Below are 16798 nucleotides of genomic sequence, written 5' to 3' on the forward strand. Positions count from 1 at the left end.
CGTTCCGGCTCGTGGGTTCCGCTGTGCCGCAACGGGTTCCGTGCGCTGAGGTCAGGCGCGTCGCCGGTTCGTCGCCATGAAGATCCGCCGGACCACCCGCACCCACCACGACCACCGCTCGGTGACCACCGGCGGATGCCCCGCGGCACCGGCGCACGCGTCGAAGAGGTCCTCGATGCACGCGTCGTGCAGCCAGCGGACCACCAGCGCCCACCGCAGGCGCTTGGCCAACGGGAAGTCGCCGACCAGTTCGTGCCGCAGCACGGTGCCGGACGCGGACAGGGTGTGGAAGCCGTCGCCGTCGCGGAACGCGAAGGTGATCGACGTGCCGGGGGTGTGGGCGGTGCAGTGGTAGCGGATCGGGCCGTGGCCGCCGTCCGCGCCCACGCCGAGCGGGCGGTCGAACTCCTGCCTGCCCCAGGCGGGTGGCCAGAGCTCGGGCATGCGGTCCACGAACGGGCCCGCGGGCTCGCCCAGGTCGCGGGTGTGGATGTTCCTGATCATCAGGATCCCCTTCCATACGCTGGCGTATGTTCCTGGACCGTACGGTAGCGTATGGAAACGTGGTGCGGAGGACGAGAGACGACTGGACTGAGACAGCGCTGAGAGCCCTGGCCGAAGGAGGGCTCCAGGCCGTCGCGATCGAGCCGCTCGCCGCGAGCGCCGGTGCCACCAAAGGCAGCGTCTACCACCACTTCCCGAACCGGGAGGCGTTGCTCAAGGCGACGGTCGAGCGCTGGGAGCGGGAGCACACCGAGAAGGTCATCGAGCTGGTCGAGGCGGAGCAGACGCCGCGGGACAAGCTGAGGACCCTCTTCGGGACGGTGCTCGACCGCACGCGCAAGGGGTCGGTGGAGATGGCGTTGCAGGCGGTCGCGGACAACGAGGTGGTCGCGCCGGTTCTGCGGCGTGTCACCGAGAAACGGCTGGGATACCTGACCGAGCTGTTCGTGCAGCTCGGGTTCGACCGCGACCGGGCCGGCAAGCGGGCGTTGATCGCGTTCAGCCTCTACCTGGGGCAGGCGCAGATGCAGGCGACGCTGCCCGGCCTCGTCGAACCGGTGCTCGACGAGGCCGTGCAGGTGCTAACGGGTCACGCCGCCGTCGCCCACAACGCGTAGGCGATCACGTCCGCGTTGCGGTCGAGCGCCGTGGCGTTGATGTTCGACGTCGTGTCGCAGGACGCGTGGTAGCAGCGGTCGAAGGCCTGACCGGCCGTGCCGCCCCACTTCTGCGCCTGCGCCGAGGTCTTGGTCTCCTCGGCACCGGTGAAGGTGCCGCCGACCGGGATGCCGGACCGGGCGAACGCCGCGTGGTCGGACCGGCCGCCCACGCTGGTCAGCTCGGTCTGCACGCTGATCGACGTGAAGCCCGCCTGCAGGCGCTGTTGCAGGGCCAGCGAGCCGGAGGGCTGGCCGGAGGCGCTGTAGACGAAGTAGCCGGCGTTCGGCGAGCCGGTCATGTCGAAGTTCAGGTACGCCTTGATCTTCGACTTGTCGGTGCTGGACAGGGAGTTCACGTAGTAGGTCGAGCCGACGAGACCGCGTTCCTCCGCGCCCCACCAGCCGAAGCGCACGTGCTTGGTGGGCTGGAAACCGGTGGCCTTCATCTGCAGGGCCACCTCCAGGATCGACGCGGAGCCGGAGCCGTTGTCGTTGATGCCGGGGCCCGCCGTGACGCTGTCGAGGTGGCCGCCCAGCATGACGACGTTGTTCGCGTCGCCGCCGGGGTAGTCGGCGATCAGGTTGTAGCCGGTGGCGCCGCCGTTGGTGAACGACTGCACGCGCGTCGTGAAGCCGGCCGCGTCGAGCTTGCCCTTCACCCAGTTCACCGAGGCCAGGTACCCCGGACGTCCGTGAGCGCGGTTGCCGCCGTTGGCGGTCGCGATCGACTGGAACTGGGAGAGGTGGGACTGGACGTTCGCAACCGAGATGTTCGGTGCCGCCAGGGCCGCCGGAGCGGCCGCGTGCGCCGTGGTTGTTCCGGCCACCGTCAAGGCGGCCGCCAGCGCGATCAGGATCCTCATGGTTCAACTCCGTGCAGGGTTGGGATTGAGCCACTGATCAACGTGCTCCACTGTGCGTCCGGCCCACCAGGGGCGAACGTCGGGAGTTGTTAACGCGTCTGATTCGTCCAGATCGGTGGTGATCAACCAGAATGGTCCAGGTGGGTGACGTCACGGTCGTACTGGGCATCGGCGCTGCCGTACTGCTGATCTCCGTGATCGCGGTGCGGGTGTCGACCCGGCTCGGGCTGCCCTCGTTGTTGCTGTACCTCGGGATCGGCGTGCTGCTCGGCGAGTCCGTGGCCGGCATCAAGTTCGACGACGCCGGCCTCACGCAGTCGCTGGGCATCGCCGCTCTCGTGCTGATCCTGACCGAGGGCGGGCTCACGACCCGTTGGCACGCCGTCAAGACGTCGCTGTGGTTAGGCGTCGCACTGTCCACAGTGGCCGTTGTGGTCAGCGTCGCCGTGACGGGGACGGCGCTGCACTTCCTGCTCGGCCTCGACTGGCGGATGGCGTTGCTGTGGGGCGCGGTGCTGTCGTCGACGGACGCGGCCGCGGTCTTCAGCGTCCTGCGGTCGCTGGGTGTCGGCGCGCGGCTCACCGGCGCGCTCGAGCTGGAGTCGGGTCTCAACGACGCACCGGTCTACATCGCGGTCGTGCTGCTGGCCTCGTCCGACCAGATCTCCTGGACGGCGCCCCTTCTCGTGGTCTACGAACTGGCCGCAGGCGCGCTCATCGGTGTCGTGCTGGGCGTGTTCGGCGGTGCGGGGCTGAGACGCGCGGCCTTGCCCGCCACCGGTCTCTACCCGCTCGCGACCGTCGCGGTGTGCGTGATCGCTTACACCGCGGGCGATCTCGCGCACGCGTCCGGGTTCCTCGCCACCTACGTCGCCGCGCTCGTCCTCGGCAACGCCCGGCTGCCGCACCGCGCCGACACGCTCTCGTTCGCCGAAGGCCTCGGCTGGCTCGCGCAGATCGGGCTGTTCGTGCTGCTCGGCCTCTACGCCTCGCCGATGCGGTTGCTGGACGTGCTGGTCCCCGCGCTGATCGCGGGTGTGGTGCTGACGTTCGTGGCCCGGCCGCTGTCGGTGGTGTTGTCCTCGTTGCCGTTCAAGGTGCCCTGGCGCGAACAGGCGTTCCTCTCCTGGTCCGGCCTGCGCGGCGCGGTGCCGATCGTGTTCGCGCTGATCCCGTTGATCCAGGGCGTCGAAGGCGCGCGTGAGCTGGTCGACGTCGTGTTCGTGCTGGTCATCGTGCTGACCGTGGTGCAGGGGACGACGCTGCCGTTCCTCGCGCGGCGCCTCGGGCTGGTGCGCGCGGGGGAGCCGCAGGAGGTCCAGGTCGACTCCTCGCCGTTGGACGAGCTGGGCGCCGAGCTGCTGCAGGTGCACATCCAGCGCGGGTCGAAGCTGCACGGCGTCTACATGTCCGAGCTGAGGCTGCCGAGCGGCGCCACGGTGAGCCTCGTGGTGCGCGGCGGGAAGAGTTTCACGCCACAGCCGACGACCAGGCTGCAGACCGACGACCAGTTGCTCATCGTCACCACCGAGGAGGCGCGCGAGGCCGCTGAGCGGCGCGTTCGTGCCGTGGACCGGGCCGGTCGCTACGCACGGTGGAAGGGCGAGACGGGCGATTGAGTCGGTTCCCGATGCTTCTCAGCATGTGATCGGGTGTCGACGGGCGCCGCGGGCTCCGCTAACGTCGTCGGCAGGTCATGAGAGCCAGCGTCAAGCCCAAGCTTGCTGGCCGGCAACCCTCCAACCGCGGTGGGGTGCCCTTGGTGAGGACCTGGTCCGGCGCGCGGGGCGCCGGTCAAGCGCGGGCCTTCGCTCAACGGGGCCCCTGGCCTCGGAGGCAGCTCGATGACGCTCGCGATCACCCCCAGCACCACCACGGCGGTTCCGGCTGTCGTCGGCGCTGACCTGAGGGTTCCCCTCGTCACCGGAGAGCGCGTCACGTACGCCAACCTCGACCACGCGGCGAGCGCGCCGTGCCTGCAGGAGGTGCGCGACGCCGTCGACGAGCTGCTGCCCTGGTACGCCAGCGTGCACCGCGGCGCCGGGTTCGCCTCGCAGGTCTCGACCCGCGTCTACGAGCAGGCGCGCGACCGCATCCGCAAGTTCGTCGGCGCCCGCTCGTCCGACACCGTCGTCTTCACCCGCAACACCACGGACTCGCTGAACCTGTTGGCGCGCAGCGTTCCCCGCAACACCGCCGTTGTGCTGTTCGACAGCGAGCACCACGCCGCGCTGCTGCCGTGGCGCGGTCCGCACGTGCAGCGCATTCCCGCCCCTTCGTCGTCCGGCGCGGCCCTCGCGGCGCTGGACCGGGCGTTGGCCGCCGCCCCGGTCGGCCCTCGGCTCGTGATCGTCACCGGGGCGTCCAACGTCACGGGGGAGCTGTGGCCCGTCGCGGAGCTCGCGAAGGTCGCCCGCCGGCACGGCGCCCGCGTCGCGCTCGACGCCGCGCAGCTCGCCCCGCACCGCCCGATCGACGCCCGTGAGCTCGACGTCGACTACATCGCGTTCTCCGGACACAAGATCTACGCGCCGTTCGGCGCCGGTGTGCTCGTGGGCCGCGCCGACTGGCTGCAGCAGGCCCAGCCGTACCTGGTGGGCGGCGGCGCGACGTCGAAGGTCACCGACCACGGCGACCGGCTCGGCGTGGCGTGGTCCGCCGTGCCCGAACGGCACGAGGCCGGCAGCCCGAACGTCGTGGGCGTGCACGCGCTGGCCGCGGCCTGCGAGATCCTGTCGCGGCACTGGGAGCAGACCGTCGCGCACGAGCAGGAGCTGCTCGCGCGTCTGCGTGAAGGCCTGCGCACGATCCCCGGCTTCCGCGAGCTCAGGATCCTGTCCGACGCGGACAAGGTCGGCGTCGTGAGCTTCACGGTCTCCGGCTTCGACGCGGGCTTCCTCGCGGCGGCGCTCTCGGCCGAGTACGGCATCGGTGTGCGCGACGGCGCGTTCTGCGCGCACGTCATCGTGGGCCGTCTGGTCAAGCAGGTCGGGTCGCACGAAGAACGTGCCGTGCGCGCGTCGATCGGCCTCGGCACGACGGTGGAGCACGTCGACCGTTTGGTCGCGGCGCTGCGCACTCTCGTCACCGAGGGTCCGAAGTGGACGTACGCGCAGCGCGACGGCCGCTGGGTCGCCGAGGACGACGGCCGAACCCTGCCGCCGTTTCTCGCGTAGTCCCTGGAGTGGACAATGACCTGGTGACGGACGAGCCCAAGGCCGACGAGAAGGTCTCCGCGGAGGCCGCCGGGAAAGACGGCGGGAAGGCCGCGGAGAAACCGGCGGAGACGCTGGTCAGCGAGCCGGAGAAGCCCGTCTTCGAGGTCGTGACACCCGTCGTGGAGGACAAGGCCGAGGCGCCGGCCCCCGCGAAGGCGGAGGACGACGACGTCGTCGAGGGCTTCTCGTTCACCGGTTCGCTGCCGGAACCGCGGACGAGGTTCCTCGCGGTCCTGGCCGCCGGCGTGCTGGCGCTGGACGTGCTCACCAAGGTCTCGGCCGTGGCGTTCCTCGAGGGCGCCGACCCGATCAAGATCTTCGGCGGCGCACTCTACCTGACGTTCGTCCGCAACCCCGGTGCCGCCTTCGGGCTGGCCGAGGGCTGGACGTGGATCCTCGCGCTGATCGCGTTCGGCGTCGCCGGGTTCATCGTCTGGATCTCGCGCAACCTCCGCTCGCAGGGCTGGGCGGCCGGGCTCGGCCTGGTGCTGGGCGGTGCCGTCGGCAACCTCGCGGACCGCCTGTTCCGCGAGCCGGGACCGATGCGCGGCCACGTCGTCGACTTCCTGTCGCTCTTCGACCCGTACGGCGGCGTGTGGCCGGTGTTCAACATCGCCGACATGGCGATCGTCGGCGGTGGCGCGACGATCATCGTGCTCGCGCTCATGCAGCACGACTACGACGGGACGATCACCAAGGACGAAGAGTCTCCCGTCGCCGTCGAGCAGGACGGGCTCGCGAAGCCCGACTAGCGCGGCTGGTAAATTCGTGGTTCTGCCCGGTGTGGTCGCTGGTGAAGAACGCCCAGCTCAGGCGCACGAGAGGCGAACCACAGCCAGAAGAAGGTCGAGGCCCCGCGTGAGCGGATACCGAACGCTGCCGATTCCCGACGGTCTGGACGGCATGCGCGTCGACGCCGGCCTCGCGAAGCTGCTCGGCCTGTCCCGCACCGCCGTCGCGGCCATCGCCGACGCCGACGACGTGCTGGTCGACGGCCGGGTCGTCGGCAAGTCCGACCGCCTCACGGCCGGGTCGATGCTCGAGATCACGCTGCCGGCGCCGCCGCAGCCGATCACCGTCCAGGCGATCCCCGTCGAGGGCCTGAAGATCATCCACGAGGACGACGACATCATCGTCGTCGACAAGCCGGTCGGCGTCGCCGTGCACCCGTCGCCCGGCTGGACCGGGCCGACCGTCGTGGGCGGGCTCGCCGCAGCCGGGCACCGCGTCGCCACGTCCGGCGCCGCCGAGCGCCAGGGCGTCGTGCACCGGCTCGACGTCGGCACGACGGGCGTGATGGTGGTGGCCAAGTCCGAGTCCGCGTACTCCGCGCTGAAGCACGCCTTCAAGGAGCGGACCGTCGACAAGGTCTACCACGCGATCGTGCAGGGCCACCCGGACCCGATCAAGGGCACCATCGACGCGCCGATCGACCGCCACCCGAAGCACGACTACAAGTTCGCGGTGATGAACTCCGGCAAGCCGTCGATCACGCACTACGAGGTGATCGAGGCGTTCCGCGCGGCGTCGTTCGTCGAGGTGCACCTGGAGACCGGCCGCACGCACCAGATCCGCGTGCACTTCTCCGCGCTGCACCACCCGTGCGTCGGCGACCTGACCTACGGCGCCGACCCGACGCTGGCCAAGCGCCTCGGCGTCACGCGGCAGTGGCTGCACGCGCGGCAGCTCGGGTTCCACCACCCCGCCGACGGGCAGTGGGTCACGTTCACCTCGGACTACCCGGACGACCTGGCGCAGGCGTTGGAGAAGCTCCGCGAGGAAGGCTGATTTACTTCAGGTAAATCATCGCTTGACGACGTTGCACTTGATGTTAATCGGTGCGCTCAATAGCGTTGCCGGCATGAACCTGATCGTTCTCGCAGCCTCCGGACGGACCGGTCTCGCTCTGGCCAGGAAGGCCCTGGAGCGCGGCCACACCGTCACCGCCATCGCCCGCGACCCCGAGCGGATCGACCTCGACCACGAGAACCTCCGCAAGGTCGCGGGCGACGTGAGCGACCCGGCGAGCATCGCCGCGGTCGTCGGCCCGGACTCCGTCGTCCTGTCCGGCCTGGGCACCGACGTCCCGGGCGTCCTGTCCGCCGGCGCCAAGGCGGTCCTCGCGGCCGAGCCGCGGCGCGTCATCTGGCTCGGCGCCTACGGCACGGGCCCGTCCGCCGAAGCCGCCGGCGAGGGCGCCGCCGTGCTGGAGAAGTTCTTCGGCGACCGGATCCCGGACAAGGTCGCCGCCGACACCGCCGTGCTCGCCGCCGGGGGCACCGTCTTCCACGCCGGGGTGCTGACCGACGAACCCGAGAGCGCGACCAGGCGCACGGCCGGCCTGGACGAGGCGCCGCCGTTCGACCTCTCGGCGAAGGTCAGCCGCGACACCGTGGCGGCCGCGATGCTGGACGAGGCGGAAAACCCGCGCTTCGCCGGCGCCGTGGCCCTACCGCTGTCGTAAGACGTCGGTGAGGGTTGCTCGCACCTGGTCGCGCAGCCAGGCGTGCGCGAGGTCCGAGTCGTAGCGCTGGTGCCAGTTGCAGTTGACCGGGGCCTCCGGCGACTCGGCGGGCAACGGCCGGGTGACCAGCCCGAACGCCTCGATCAACGGCCGGCACAGCACCGTCGTGGTGGTGACCAGGACGTCGCTCGCGGCCGCGATCTGCAGGGCGGAGTGCACCGTCGCCACCGTCGCGATCACCCTGCGGCGCAGGCCCTGCGAGGCCAGCAGGTCGTCGATCGGCGCGGTGAGCCGGCCACGCCGGGACACCAGCACGTGCGACTGCGAGGCGTAAGCGGGCAGGTCGAGGTGGCCGGCGCACGGGTGGCCGGGCCGCATGACCACGGCGATCGGGTCGGTGCCGAGGGTCTCCGAGCGGAACTCCGGGAGGTCCGGGGCGCCGCCGCCGAGCTCCAGGTCGATCCGGTGCCGCAGGTCGTCGGTGTCGGAGGACTGCTCCGCCAGCACCCGCAACCGCACACCGGGCGCCTGCTCCGCGATCTTCCCGACCAGCACCGGCACCAGCGACGACGCGAGGGCGTCGTGGCACTGGATCGTGAACGTGCGGTCCAGCGTGGCGAGGTCCAGCTCCCGGCTCGGCGAGAGCACGGCGTTGGCCTCCCGCACCAGCCGGCGCACCTCCTCGGCGATCCCCAGCGCGTACGGCGTCGGCGTCATCGAATGGCCCGTCCGCACCAGGATGTCGTCGCCCGTCACCTTCCTGATCCGTCCCAGCGTCCTGCTGACCGCGGGGGACGACAGGTGCAGCCGCTCGGCCGCACCCATCACGCTGCCCTCCTCGAGGAGGGCGTCCAGCACCGTCAGCAGGTTCAGATCCGCTTGCATGACTGACAATCTTGGAGGACCCCATGCTCAGCGCCACCACCGCCGCCGTCCGCCGCGCCGGAGCCCGGTTGCTCAAGCGCTACTCGACCGAGTCGCGCACCTCCGGCCTCGCCGGCGTGCTGGCCGGCGTCCGCGCCAACGACGAGGCCGTCGTCGACCTGCTCGAGCCGGCGCTCGCCGAGATCAACCCGGCCGCGAGCTGGCTCAACGACGAGCACGGCTCCGGCCCGCTCGCGGAGGGCGAGTGGTGGCTGATCGACCCCGTCGGCGGCAACCTGAACGCGATCCACGGCATGACCGACTGGAACATCGGCGTGAGCCTGGTCCGCGACGGCCGCCCGGTGCTCGCCGTCGTGTACTTCCCGCTGTTCGACGAGATGTTCACGGCCACCGAGGGCGGAGGCGCGTTCCTCAACGGCGTGCGGCTGACCGTCTCGGACAAGACCTCGCTCGACGGCGCGCTCGTCGGCACCGGCCAGGCCCAGCCCGGTCAGGGGCCGGAGATGGCGGACCGGGTGGGCGCGTCCTTCAGCGCCATGTCCAAGGAGGCCCTCTACGTGCGGATCTCGGTGCCCGTAACGCACCAGCTCGCCCAGGTCGCCGCCGGGCGCATGGACGCGCACTGGCAGTTCGACAACGTGCGCGCGCACGCGTCGGGTGTGCTGCTCGTGCAGGAGGCGGGCGGTGTCGTCACCGACCTCGACGGCAAGCCGTGGACGATCGACAGCGCCGAGTACGTCGCCGCGGCGCCGGGGGTGCACGGCGCGGCACTGGACGTGCTCAGTCGTCGATAGTCCAGACGAGGGTGTTCAGGTCGACCTCGGGCCGCACGCTCCAGCGGACCTGGATGACCTGGGTCTCGTCCGGCAGCACGAACACCGTGTGACCGCCCGCGGTCTCGCCGGGCTGCACGCCGAGCTTGTGCGCGGGCCGCGAGGACAGCGAGACCGGCGCCTTCGTGACGGTCTCGCCGGTCTTGGTCACCAGGACGAGGTACATGTCCGGCAGCGAGGTGTACGAGACCTGCGAGGCGTTCGTCACCTCGGTGTGCACGACGACGGCCCGTTCGCCGTCCGCGAGCTTGTAGCCGGCCGCGGTGAACAGGAAGTCGGCCGGGTCGACCACCTCGACCAGCTGGATCTGCAGGTGCGCGCCCTCCAGGCTGTCGGCCTCCAGCGAGGAGCCGATCTTGCCGGTGCGCGAGACGGGTTTGGGCTGCGGCTGGTCGGCGCGCACCCACCCGGCCGACTGCGGCGGGCCCCACGTGGCCTGTTGCGGCTGGGCCTGGGGCTGGGCGGGGAACGGCTGGCTGACCGGCCCCTGCGGCCCGTACTGCTGCTGGACCTGGTGCGGACCGCTCTGGTGCACGGCGTACGGGCCGGACTGGGGCGGGCCGAAGTAGTTGCCGTAGGCGGCGGCGTTCGCGAGGGCCCGGCGCACGCCGTTCGGGTCGCACTCCACGCCGACGAGCACGGGCAGGCCGCTGCCGGACAGCGTGATGAGGCGCATGGCGGCTTCGCGCGGATCCATGCCCAGCCGCTGCGCGAGCTCGTGCACGGCTGCACGGCCCGACTCGGCCAGGACGGCGAGCAGGCGAGCGTCTACGGGATCGGGGGCCACCACGAAATGAAACGCTACCCGGCGGGACCGGCCGCCGTGTCACCGCCCGCCTGATCGTGATCACACCGCGCGCACCGGCCGGTTTCGCGACTCGCCCGTCCCGCACGCGACCACCGCCCCGCGCGGCCTGTAGGGTTGGCGGGCGCCAGGACGTGAGAGTCCCTTGTTCGCGCAGAAACGCTTGCTACACAAGGGGGTTGCCCGTGGTGGACTCGTTTGTGCACCTGCACGTGCACACCGAGTACTCGATGCTCGACGGAGCCGCCAAGGTGGCGCCGCTGTTCGAGGAGGCCGGGCGTCTCGGCATGACGGCCGTCGGCATGAGCGACCACGGCAACATGTACGGGTCCGACGAGTTCTACCAAACGGCGACGAAGACCGGCATCAAGCCGATCATCGGCATCGAGGCCTACCTCGCGCCGCACAACCGACTGCACAAGAAGCCGGTCTTCTGGGGCGACCCCGGCCAGCGCGGCGACGACATCTCCGGTGCGGGCGCCTACACGCACATGACGATGTGGGCGCGCAACGCGGACGGCCTGCGGAACCTCTTCCGGCTGCACACCGAGGCCAGCAAGACGGGCTACTACTACAAGCCCCGCATGGACCGCGAGCTCGTCGCGCAGCACGCCGACGGCATCATCGCGACCACCGGCTGCCCGTCCGGCGAGGTGCAGACCCGGCTGCGGCTCGGCCAGGTCGACGAGGCGGTCAAGGCCGCGGCCGACTACCAGGACATCTTCGGCAAGGAGAACTTCTTCCTGGAGCTGATGGACCACGGCCTCGACATCGAGACCAGGGTCCGCGAGGGCCTGCTGGAGATCAGCCGCAAGCTCGGCATCCCGCCGCTCGCGACCAACGACAGCCACTACGTCACCAAGGACCAGGCGGACACGCACTCCGCGTTGCTCTGCGTCCAGTCCGGCAAGATGCTGACGGACCCCAACCGGTTCAAGTTCGACGGCGACGGCTACTACCTGAAGTCGTCCGAGGAGATGCGGCAGATCTGGAAGGACCTGCCGGAGGCGTGCGACAACACGCTGCTCGTCGCGTCGATGGTCGAGTCGTACGAGGACATCTGGTCGATCAAGGACCGGATCCCGAACTTCGAGGTCCCCGAGGGCGAGGACCAGGCGTCCTGGTTCCGCAAGGAGATCCGGCGCGGCCTGGAGTGGCGGTTCCGCGACTCCGAGGTGCCGCAGGAGTACATCGAGCGCTGCGACTACGAGGCCCAGGTCATCATCGACAAGGGCTTCCCGGCGTACTTCCTCATCGTCGCCGACCTCATCAACTACGCCCGCAGCGTCGGCATCCGCGTCGGCCCCGGCCGTGGCTCCGCGGCAGGTGCCGCCGTGTCGTGGGCGATGGGCATCACGAACATCGACCCGATCCCGCACGGTCTGCTGTTCGAGCGGTTCCTGAACCCCGAGCGCACCGCCATGCCCGACATCGACATCGACTTCGACGACCGCCGTCGCGGCGAGATGATCCGGTACGCGAGCGAGAAGTACGGCGCCGATAAGGTCGCCCAGGTCATCACCTTCGGCACCATCAAGACCAAGGCCGCGCTGAAGGACTCGGCGCGCGTCCACCACGGTCAGCCGGGCTTCGCGATCGCCGACAAGATCTCCAAGGCGCTGCCGCCGCCGATCATGGCGAAGGACATCCCGCTCAACGGCATCGTCAACAAGAGCCACCCGCGCTACAACGAGGCGGCCGAGGTCCGCTCGCTGCTGGAAACCGACGTGCAGGTGAAGGAGATCTTCGACACCGCGCTCGGTCTCGAGGGCCTGATCCGCAACGCCGGCGTGCACGCGTGCGCGGTCATCATGTCGAAGGACCCGCTGTCCGACTCGATCCCGCTCTGGTACCGCGACGACGGCTCGTTCATCACCGGCTGGGACTACCCGTCGTGCGAGAACATCGGCCTGCTCAAGATGGACTTCCTCGGGCTGCGCAACCTGACGGTCATGGGCGACGCCATCGAGAACATCGAGATGAACCGGGGCAAGGACGCCGTCCCGGACTTCGACAAGCTCCCGATGGACGACCCGGAGACCTACGCGCTGCTCGGCCGCGGTGACACGCTGGGCGTGTTCCAGCTGGACGGCGGCCCCATGCGCGACCTGCTGCGCCGCATGCAGCCGACGTCGTTCGAGGACATCGTCGCGGTCGGCGCGCTGTACCGCCCCGGTCCGATGGGTGTGAACGCGCACAACGACTACGCGGACCGCAAGAACCTCCGCCAGGAGGTCAAGCCGATCCACCCGCAGCTCGCCGAACCGCTCAAGGAGATCCTCGGCGAGACGCACGGCCTGATCGTCTACCAAGAGCAGATCATGTTCATCGCCCAGGAGGTCGCCGGCTACTCCATGGGCCGCGCGGACGTGCTCCGCAAGGCGATGGGCAAGAAGAAGGCCGAGGTCCTGGCCAAGGAGTTCGAGGGCTTCCAGGCCGGTATGCGGGCCGACCAGCGCGGGTTCTCCGACGAGGCGATCCAGGCGCTGTGGGACACGATCCTCCCGTTCGCCGGCTACGCGTTCAACAAGTCGCACGCCGCCGCGTACGGCCTGATCTCGTACTGGACGGCGTACCTCAAGGCGAACTTCCGCGCCGAGTACATGGCCGCCCTGCTCACCTCCGTCGGTGACAACAAGGACAAGTCGGCGGTCTACCTCGCGGAGTGCCGCCGGCTGGGCATCAAGGTCCTCCCGCCGGACGTCAACGAGTCGGCGCTGCGGTTCTCCGCGGTCGGCACGGACATCCGCTTCGGCCTGGGCGCGATCCGCAACGTCGGCGCGAACGTCGTCGAGTCGATCATCAAGTCCCGCAAGGAGAAGGGCGCCTACACGTCCTTCACGGACTTCATGGACAAGTCCGAGCTCGTCGCCTGCAACAAGCGCGTGATCGAGTCGCTGATCAAGGCGGGCGGGTTCGACTCGTTCGGCAACACCCGCCTGTCGCTGATCCAGGTGCACGAGGACGCGGTCGACGCCGTCGTGCCGATCAAGCGCAAGGAGGCGGAGGGCCAGTTCGACCTGTTCGGCGGCGACAGCGCCGACGACCAGGACGACAGCACGTCCCCGCTGGCGCACCTCAAGTTCGGCACGGACGAGTACCCGCGCAAGCAGATGCTGAGCCTCGAGAAGGAGATGCTCGGCCTCTACGTCTCCTCGCACCCGCTCGACGGTGCCGAGCGGATCCTGCGCAAGTTCGCGCCGCGCCCGATCGCCGTCGTGCTCGACGACCCGCCCAAGGAGGGCGAGCTGATCGTCTCGGGCATGATCTCGTCGATCGAGCGCCGGGTGAACAAGAACGGCCTGCCGTGGGCGATCACGGTGATCGAGGACCTCGACGCGTCCATCGAGGTGCTGTTCTTCCCGAAGTCCTACGAGGTGCTGCGCGACGACCTGGAGCTCGACTCCGCGGTGTGCGTGAAGGGCAGGGTGAACTGGCGCGAGGACAAGATGGCGATCTTCGGCGACGGCGTCGTCCCGCTCGACATCAGCGACGCGGAGGCGAACCCGGGAGCCGACCCGCCGCTCGTCCTCGGGCTGCACACCAAGACGCTGACGCCCGAGCTGATCGAAGAGCTGAAGATCGTGTTCAAGTCGCACGAGGGACAGGTCGCCGTGCACCTGGAGGTGCAGAAGCGCGACCGGTCGAAGGAGATGCTGGTGGTGGAGAACTACCGCGTCCAGCCGACGCCGTCCCTCTTCGGCGACCTGAAGACGATCCGGGGCGTCACGATCCAGCGTTAGCGGATTCTCAGGAAAACGACCGGATTCGTGGTGGTTGTCGGCTGTCGGCCGACAATCACGAGCACCGCTCGAGAATTTGTGGCGAGCGCCGAGTAAACGGGGTTAACTGGGTTGGGTGACGACACTCACCCAGTTGCCCGACGACTACGTCCAGAACCCGCACGAAGTGCACGACATGCTGCGTGCCGAGGGGCCCGTGCAGGAAGTCCGCATGCCGCGCGGGCTCAAGGTCTGGCTCGTGACTCGGTACGACGAGGCGAAGATCGCCCTCACCGACCCGAGGGTCAGCAAGAACGTCGTTGAGGGCGGTCGCCTCATGCAGGTGCACTCGACCGACCCGGCCGCGGGCCGCGTGCTCGACGACTCGCTGGCCGAGCACATGCTCAACATGGACCCGCCGCACCACACCCGGCTGCGCAAGCTCGTGACCAAGGCCTTCACCGCCCGCCGCGTCGAGAAGATGCGGCCCAGGGTGGAGGAGATCTCGGCCGAGCTGATCGCGAGGCTGAACGACGGCGACGTGGTCGACCTGCTGGAGGTCTTCGCGTTCCCGCTGCCGATCACCGTCATCTGCGAGCTGCTCGGCATCCCGATCGACAACCGCGACGAGTTCCGCGAGTGGTCCAACCAGCTGCTCACCTTCGGCACGACCGAGGAGGTGCAGGCGGCCGGCGCGGCGATGGCGGGCTTCCTGTACCAGCACGTCACGAAGGTGCAGGCGGCCGAGCCCGACGACACCTTCTTCTCCGCCCTCGTGCACGCCACCGACTCCGGTGACTCGCTGAGCACCGAAGAGCTCGTGTCGATGGCGTTCCTGCTGCTCGTGGCCGGCCACGAGACGACCGTGAACCTCATCGGCAACGCCGTGTTCGCGTTGCTGAACAACCCGGAGCAGCTGCAGATCCTCAAGGACAAGCCCGAGCTGATCCCCGCGAGCACGGAGGAGTTCCTGCGGCTGGAGGGGCCGATCAACGTCGCGACCTTCCGCTACACCAAGGAACCCCTCGAGCTGGGCGACGTCACGGTGCCCGCCGACGAGATCCTGATGGTGTCGCTGGTGGCGGCCAACCGCGACCCCGAGCGCTACGAGAACCCCGACCAGCTCGACGTGACGCGGTCCGCGCAGGGGCACGTCGCGTTCGGCCACGGCATCCACTTCTGCCTGGGCGCCCCGCTGGCCCGGCTGGAGTTCGACGTGGCGCTCACGCAGCTGCTGGCGCGGTTCCCGAACCTGACGCTCGCCGCCGAGCCGGAGACGTTGGCGTGGCGGGACAGCACGTTGATCCGCGGCCTGCACACCCTGCCGGTACGCCTGGCCTAATGTTCAGCGGGTGGACGACCTGCTGAAGCTCGACCAGGCGCACGTCTGGCACCCGTACGGACCGATGCCGGGCACTCAGGAGCCGTTGCTCGTCACCGAGGCTTCCGGTGTCCGGCTCACCCTCGCGGACGGACGCGAGCTGGTCGACGGCATGTCGTCGTGGTGGGCCGCGATCCACGGCTACCGGCACCCGGTGCTGGACGCGGCCGTCACCGAGCAGCTCGGCCGGATGAGCCACGTGATGTTCGGCGGGCTCACGCACGAGCCCGCCATCCGGCTCGCGGCGAAGCTCGTCGAGATCACGCCCGCGGAGCTGCAGCACGTCTTCCTGTGCGACTCCGGCTCGGTCTCGGTCGAGGTCGCCGTGAAGATGTGCCTGCAGTACTGGCGTTCCCGCAACCGTCCGGAGAAGCGCCGCCTGTTGACGTGGCGCGGCGGCTACCACGGGGACACGTTCACCCCGATGTCCGTGTGCGATCCCGAGGGCGGGATGCATTCGTTGTGGCGTGGAATCCTGCCGGAGCAGGTCTTCGCCGACGAACCCCCGGCCGAGATGGACACCGCGTACGTCCAGCACCTCGCCGACCTGGTCGAGGAGCACGCGCACGAGCTCGCGGCGATCATCGTCGAACCCGTGGTGCAGGGCGCGGGTGGCATGCGGTTCCACGACCCGCGCTACCTGCACGTGTTGCGAGAGCTGGCGTACACACACGACGTGCTCTTGGTGTTCGACGAGATCGCCACGGGCTTCGGGCGCACGGGCGAGCTGTTCGCCGCCGACCACGCGAACGTCAGCCCGGACGTGATGTGCGTCGGCAAGTCGCTGACCGGCGGGTACATGACCATGGCCGCCACGCTGTGCACGCCGCGGGTCGCGGACGGGATCAGCCAGGGCGAGGTGCCGGTGCTCGCGCACGGCCCGACGTTCATGGGCAACCCGCTCGCGTCGGCGGTGTCGCTGGCGTCGATCGAGCTGCTGCTGTCGCAGGACTGGAAGCGCGAGGTAGCCCGCATCTCGGCCGGGCTTGCTGCCGGACTCGCACCCGCACGCGCGTTGCCCGGCGTCCGGGACGTGCGCGTGTTGGGCGCTATCGGCGTGGTGCAACTGCACGAACCCGTGGACATGGCACGGGCCACACGCGCTGCCGTGGACGCCGGGGTGTGGCTGCGGCCGTTCCGCGACCTGATCTACACGATGCCGCCGTTCATCAGCACGGACGACGACATCGCGACGATCTGTCAGGGCGTGATCGCGGCCGCGAGCTGAGTGTCGGTCGGCTCGACCAGGAAGTCGCCGTTCGGCAGCACGACGACGGGGATGTTCTTGCGGCCCGCGATCTCGACCGCCCGGTCGCGCGCCGCGTCGTCGTGCTCGACGTCGACGTAGGTGAACGGCACGTCGTTGCGGGTCAGCCAGGCCTTGGCCCGGCGGCAGTCACCACACCATTCGGCACCGTACATCACGATCGGTTGCTCAGCCATGTGGTCACGGTAGGTGAAGTT

The 16798-nt window shown here is 69.8% G+C and carries 15 protein-coding genes and 1 riboswitch; of the genes, 10 read left to right on the forward strand and 5 right to left on the reverse strand.

Translation table 11 applies throughout. The annotated features are described in order from the left end of the window. Positions 1-51: 51 nt before the first annotated feature. On the reverse strand, positions 52-504 hold the full coding sequence (locus ACFWV3_RS11030) for an SRPBCC family protein (RefSeq protein ID WP_382410692.1): 453 nt from the start codon (positions 502-504) through the stop codon (positions 52-54). Positions 505-566: 62 nt separating this feature from the next. Here ACFWV3_RS11030 and ACFWV3_RS11035 point away from each other — a divergent pair, with 62 nt between their 5' ends. After that, on the forward strand, positions 567-1121 hold the full coding sequence (locus tag ACFWV3_RS11035) for a TetR/AcrR family transcriptional regulator (RefSeq protein WP_382410694.1): 555 nt from the start codon (positions 567-569) through the stop codon (positions 1119-1121). Here the strand turns inward: ACFWV3_RS11035 and ACFWV3_RS11040 are convergent. Continuing rightward, entirely contained in the window at positions 1094-2026 is a 933-nt protein-coding gene (locus ACFWV3_RS11040; RefSeq protein WP_382410696.1) for a M28 family metallopeptidase, read from the reverse strand. The genes ACFWV3_RS11035 and ACFWV3_RS11040 overlap by 28 nt on opposite strands. A gap of 131 nt (positions 2027-2157) precedes the next feature. Here ACFWV3_RS11040 and ACFWV3_RS11045 point away from each other — a divergent pair, with 131 nt between their 5' ends. From ACFWV3_RS11045 to ACFWV3_RS11065, 5 genes are all read left to right on the forward strand, one after another. After that, on the forward strand, positions 2158-3645 hold the full coding sequence (locus ACFWV3_RS11045; protein ID WP_382410698.1) for a potassium/proton antiporter: 1488 nt from the start codon (positions 2158-2160) through the stop codon (positions 3643-3645). A gap of 73 nt (positions 3646-3718) precedes the next feature. Then, a riboswitch (SAM riboswitch) is annotated at positions 3719-3833 on the forward strand. A gap of 37 nt (positions 3834-3870) precedes the next feature. Further along, positions 3871-5202: an aminotransferase class V-fold PLP-dependent enzyme gene (locus ACFWV3_RS11050; RefSeq protein WP_382410700.1), complete on the forward strand. Its 1332-nt coding sequence runs from the start codon at positions 3871-3873 to the stop codon at positions 5200-5202. Positions 5203-5225: 23 nt separating this feature from the next. Continuing rightward, the gene (gene lspA, locus ACFWV3_RS11055) at positions 5226-5996 is read left to right on the forward strand and encodes a signal peptidase II (protein ID WP_382410702.1); all 771 of its coding nucleotides are present in this window, start codon (positions 5226-5228) and stop codon (positions 5994-5996) included. 151 nt (positions 5997-6147) lie between these two features. Beyond that, the gene (locus ACFWV3_RS11060; RefSeq protein WP_382411323.1) at positions 6148-7032 is read left to right on the forward strand and encodes an RluA family pseudouridine synthase; all 885 of its coding nucleotides are present in this window, start codon (positions 6148-6150) and stop codon (positions 7030-7032) included. Positions 7033-7105: 73 nt separating this feature from the next. Continuing rightward, positions 7106-7708, forward strand: a complete 603-nt coding sequence (locus ACFWV3_RS11065) for an NAD(P)-dependent oxidoreductase (protein WP_382410704.1) — start codon at positions 7106-7108, stop codon at positions 7706-7708. Here the strand turns inward: ACFWV3_RS11065 and ACFWV3_RS11070 are convergent. Beyond that, complete coding sequence (locus tag ACFWV3_RS11070) at positions 7694-8593, reverse strand: LysR family transcriptional regulator (protein WP_382410706.1); 900 nt, start codon at positions 8591-8593, stop codon at positions 7694-7696. The two genes, ACFWV3_RS11065 and ACFWV3_RS11070, sit on opposite strands and share 15 nt — an antisense overlap. A 23-nt stretch (positions 8594-8616) precedes the next feature. Here ACFWV3_RS11070 and ACFWV3_RS11075 point away from each other — a divergent pair, with 23 nt between their 5' ends. Beyond that, the gene (locus ACFWV3_RS11075) at positions 8617-9387 is read left to right on the forward strand and encodes an inositol monophosphatase family protein (protein ID WP_382410708.1); all 771 of its coding nucleotides are present in this window, start codon (positions 8617-8619) and stop codon (positions 9385-9387) included. Here ACFWV3_RS11075 and ACFWV3_RS11080 read toward each other — a convergent pair. Further along, the gene (locus tag ACFWV3_RS11080) at positions 9374-10216 is read right to left on the reverse strand and encodes an AsnC family protein (RefSeq protein ID WP_382410710.1); all 843 of its coding nucleotides are present in this window, start codon (positions 10214-10216) and stop codon (positions 9374-9376) included. The two genes, ACFWV3_RS11075 and ACFWV3_RS11080, sit on opposite strands and share 14 nt — an antisense overlap. Positions 10217-10461: 245 nt before the next feature. On the opposite strand from ACFWV3_RS11080, the gene dnaE reads away from it, so the two are divergent. From dnaE to ACFWV3_RS11095, 3 genes are all read left to right on the forward strand, one after another. After that, positions 10462-13974: a DNA polymerase III subunit alpha gene (gene dnaE / locus ACFWV3_RS11085; RefSeq protein ID WP_382411324.1), complete on the forward strand. Its 3513-nt coding sequence runs from the start codon at positions 10462-10464 to the stop codon at positions 13972-13974. A gap of 115 nt (positions 13975-14089) precedes the next feature. After that, the gene (locus tag ACFWV3_RS11090; RefSeq protein WP_382410712.1) at positions 14090-15295 is read left to right on the forward strand and encodes a cytochrome P450; all 1206 of its coding nucleotides are present in this window, start codon (positions 14090-14092) and stop codon (positions 15293-15295) included. A gap of 64 nt (positions 15296-15359) precedes the next feature. Next, the gene (locus ACFWV3_RS11095) at positions 15360-16562 is read left to right on the forward strand and encodes an adenosylmethionine--8-amino-7-oxononanoate transaminase (RefSeq protein WP_382411325.1); all 1203 of its coding nucleotides are present in this window, start codon (positions 15360-15362) and stop codon (positions 16560-16562) included. On the opposite strand, the gene ACFWV3_RS11100 is transcribed toward ACFWV3_RS11095, so the two are convergent. Further along, positions 16535-16777 carry a glutaredoxin family protein gene (locus tag ACFWV3_RS11100; RefSeq protein WP_382410714.1) on the reverse strand — a complete coding sequence of 81 codons (243 nt, stop codon included), beginning with the start codon at positions 16775-16777 and terminating at the stop codon, positions 16535-16537. The genes ACFWV3_RS11095 and ACFWV3_RS11100 overlap by 28 nt on opposite strands. Positions 16778-16798 lie beyond the last annotated feature (21 nt).

Origin of the sequence: Lentzea sp. NPDC059081, from assembly GCF_042738015.1 — a bacterium.
Classification (GTDB): Bacteria; Actinomycetota; Actinomycetes; order Mycobacteriales; family Pseudonocardiaceae; genus Lentzea.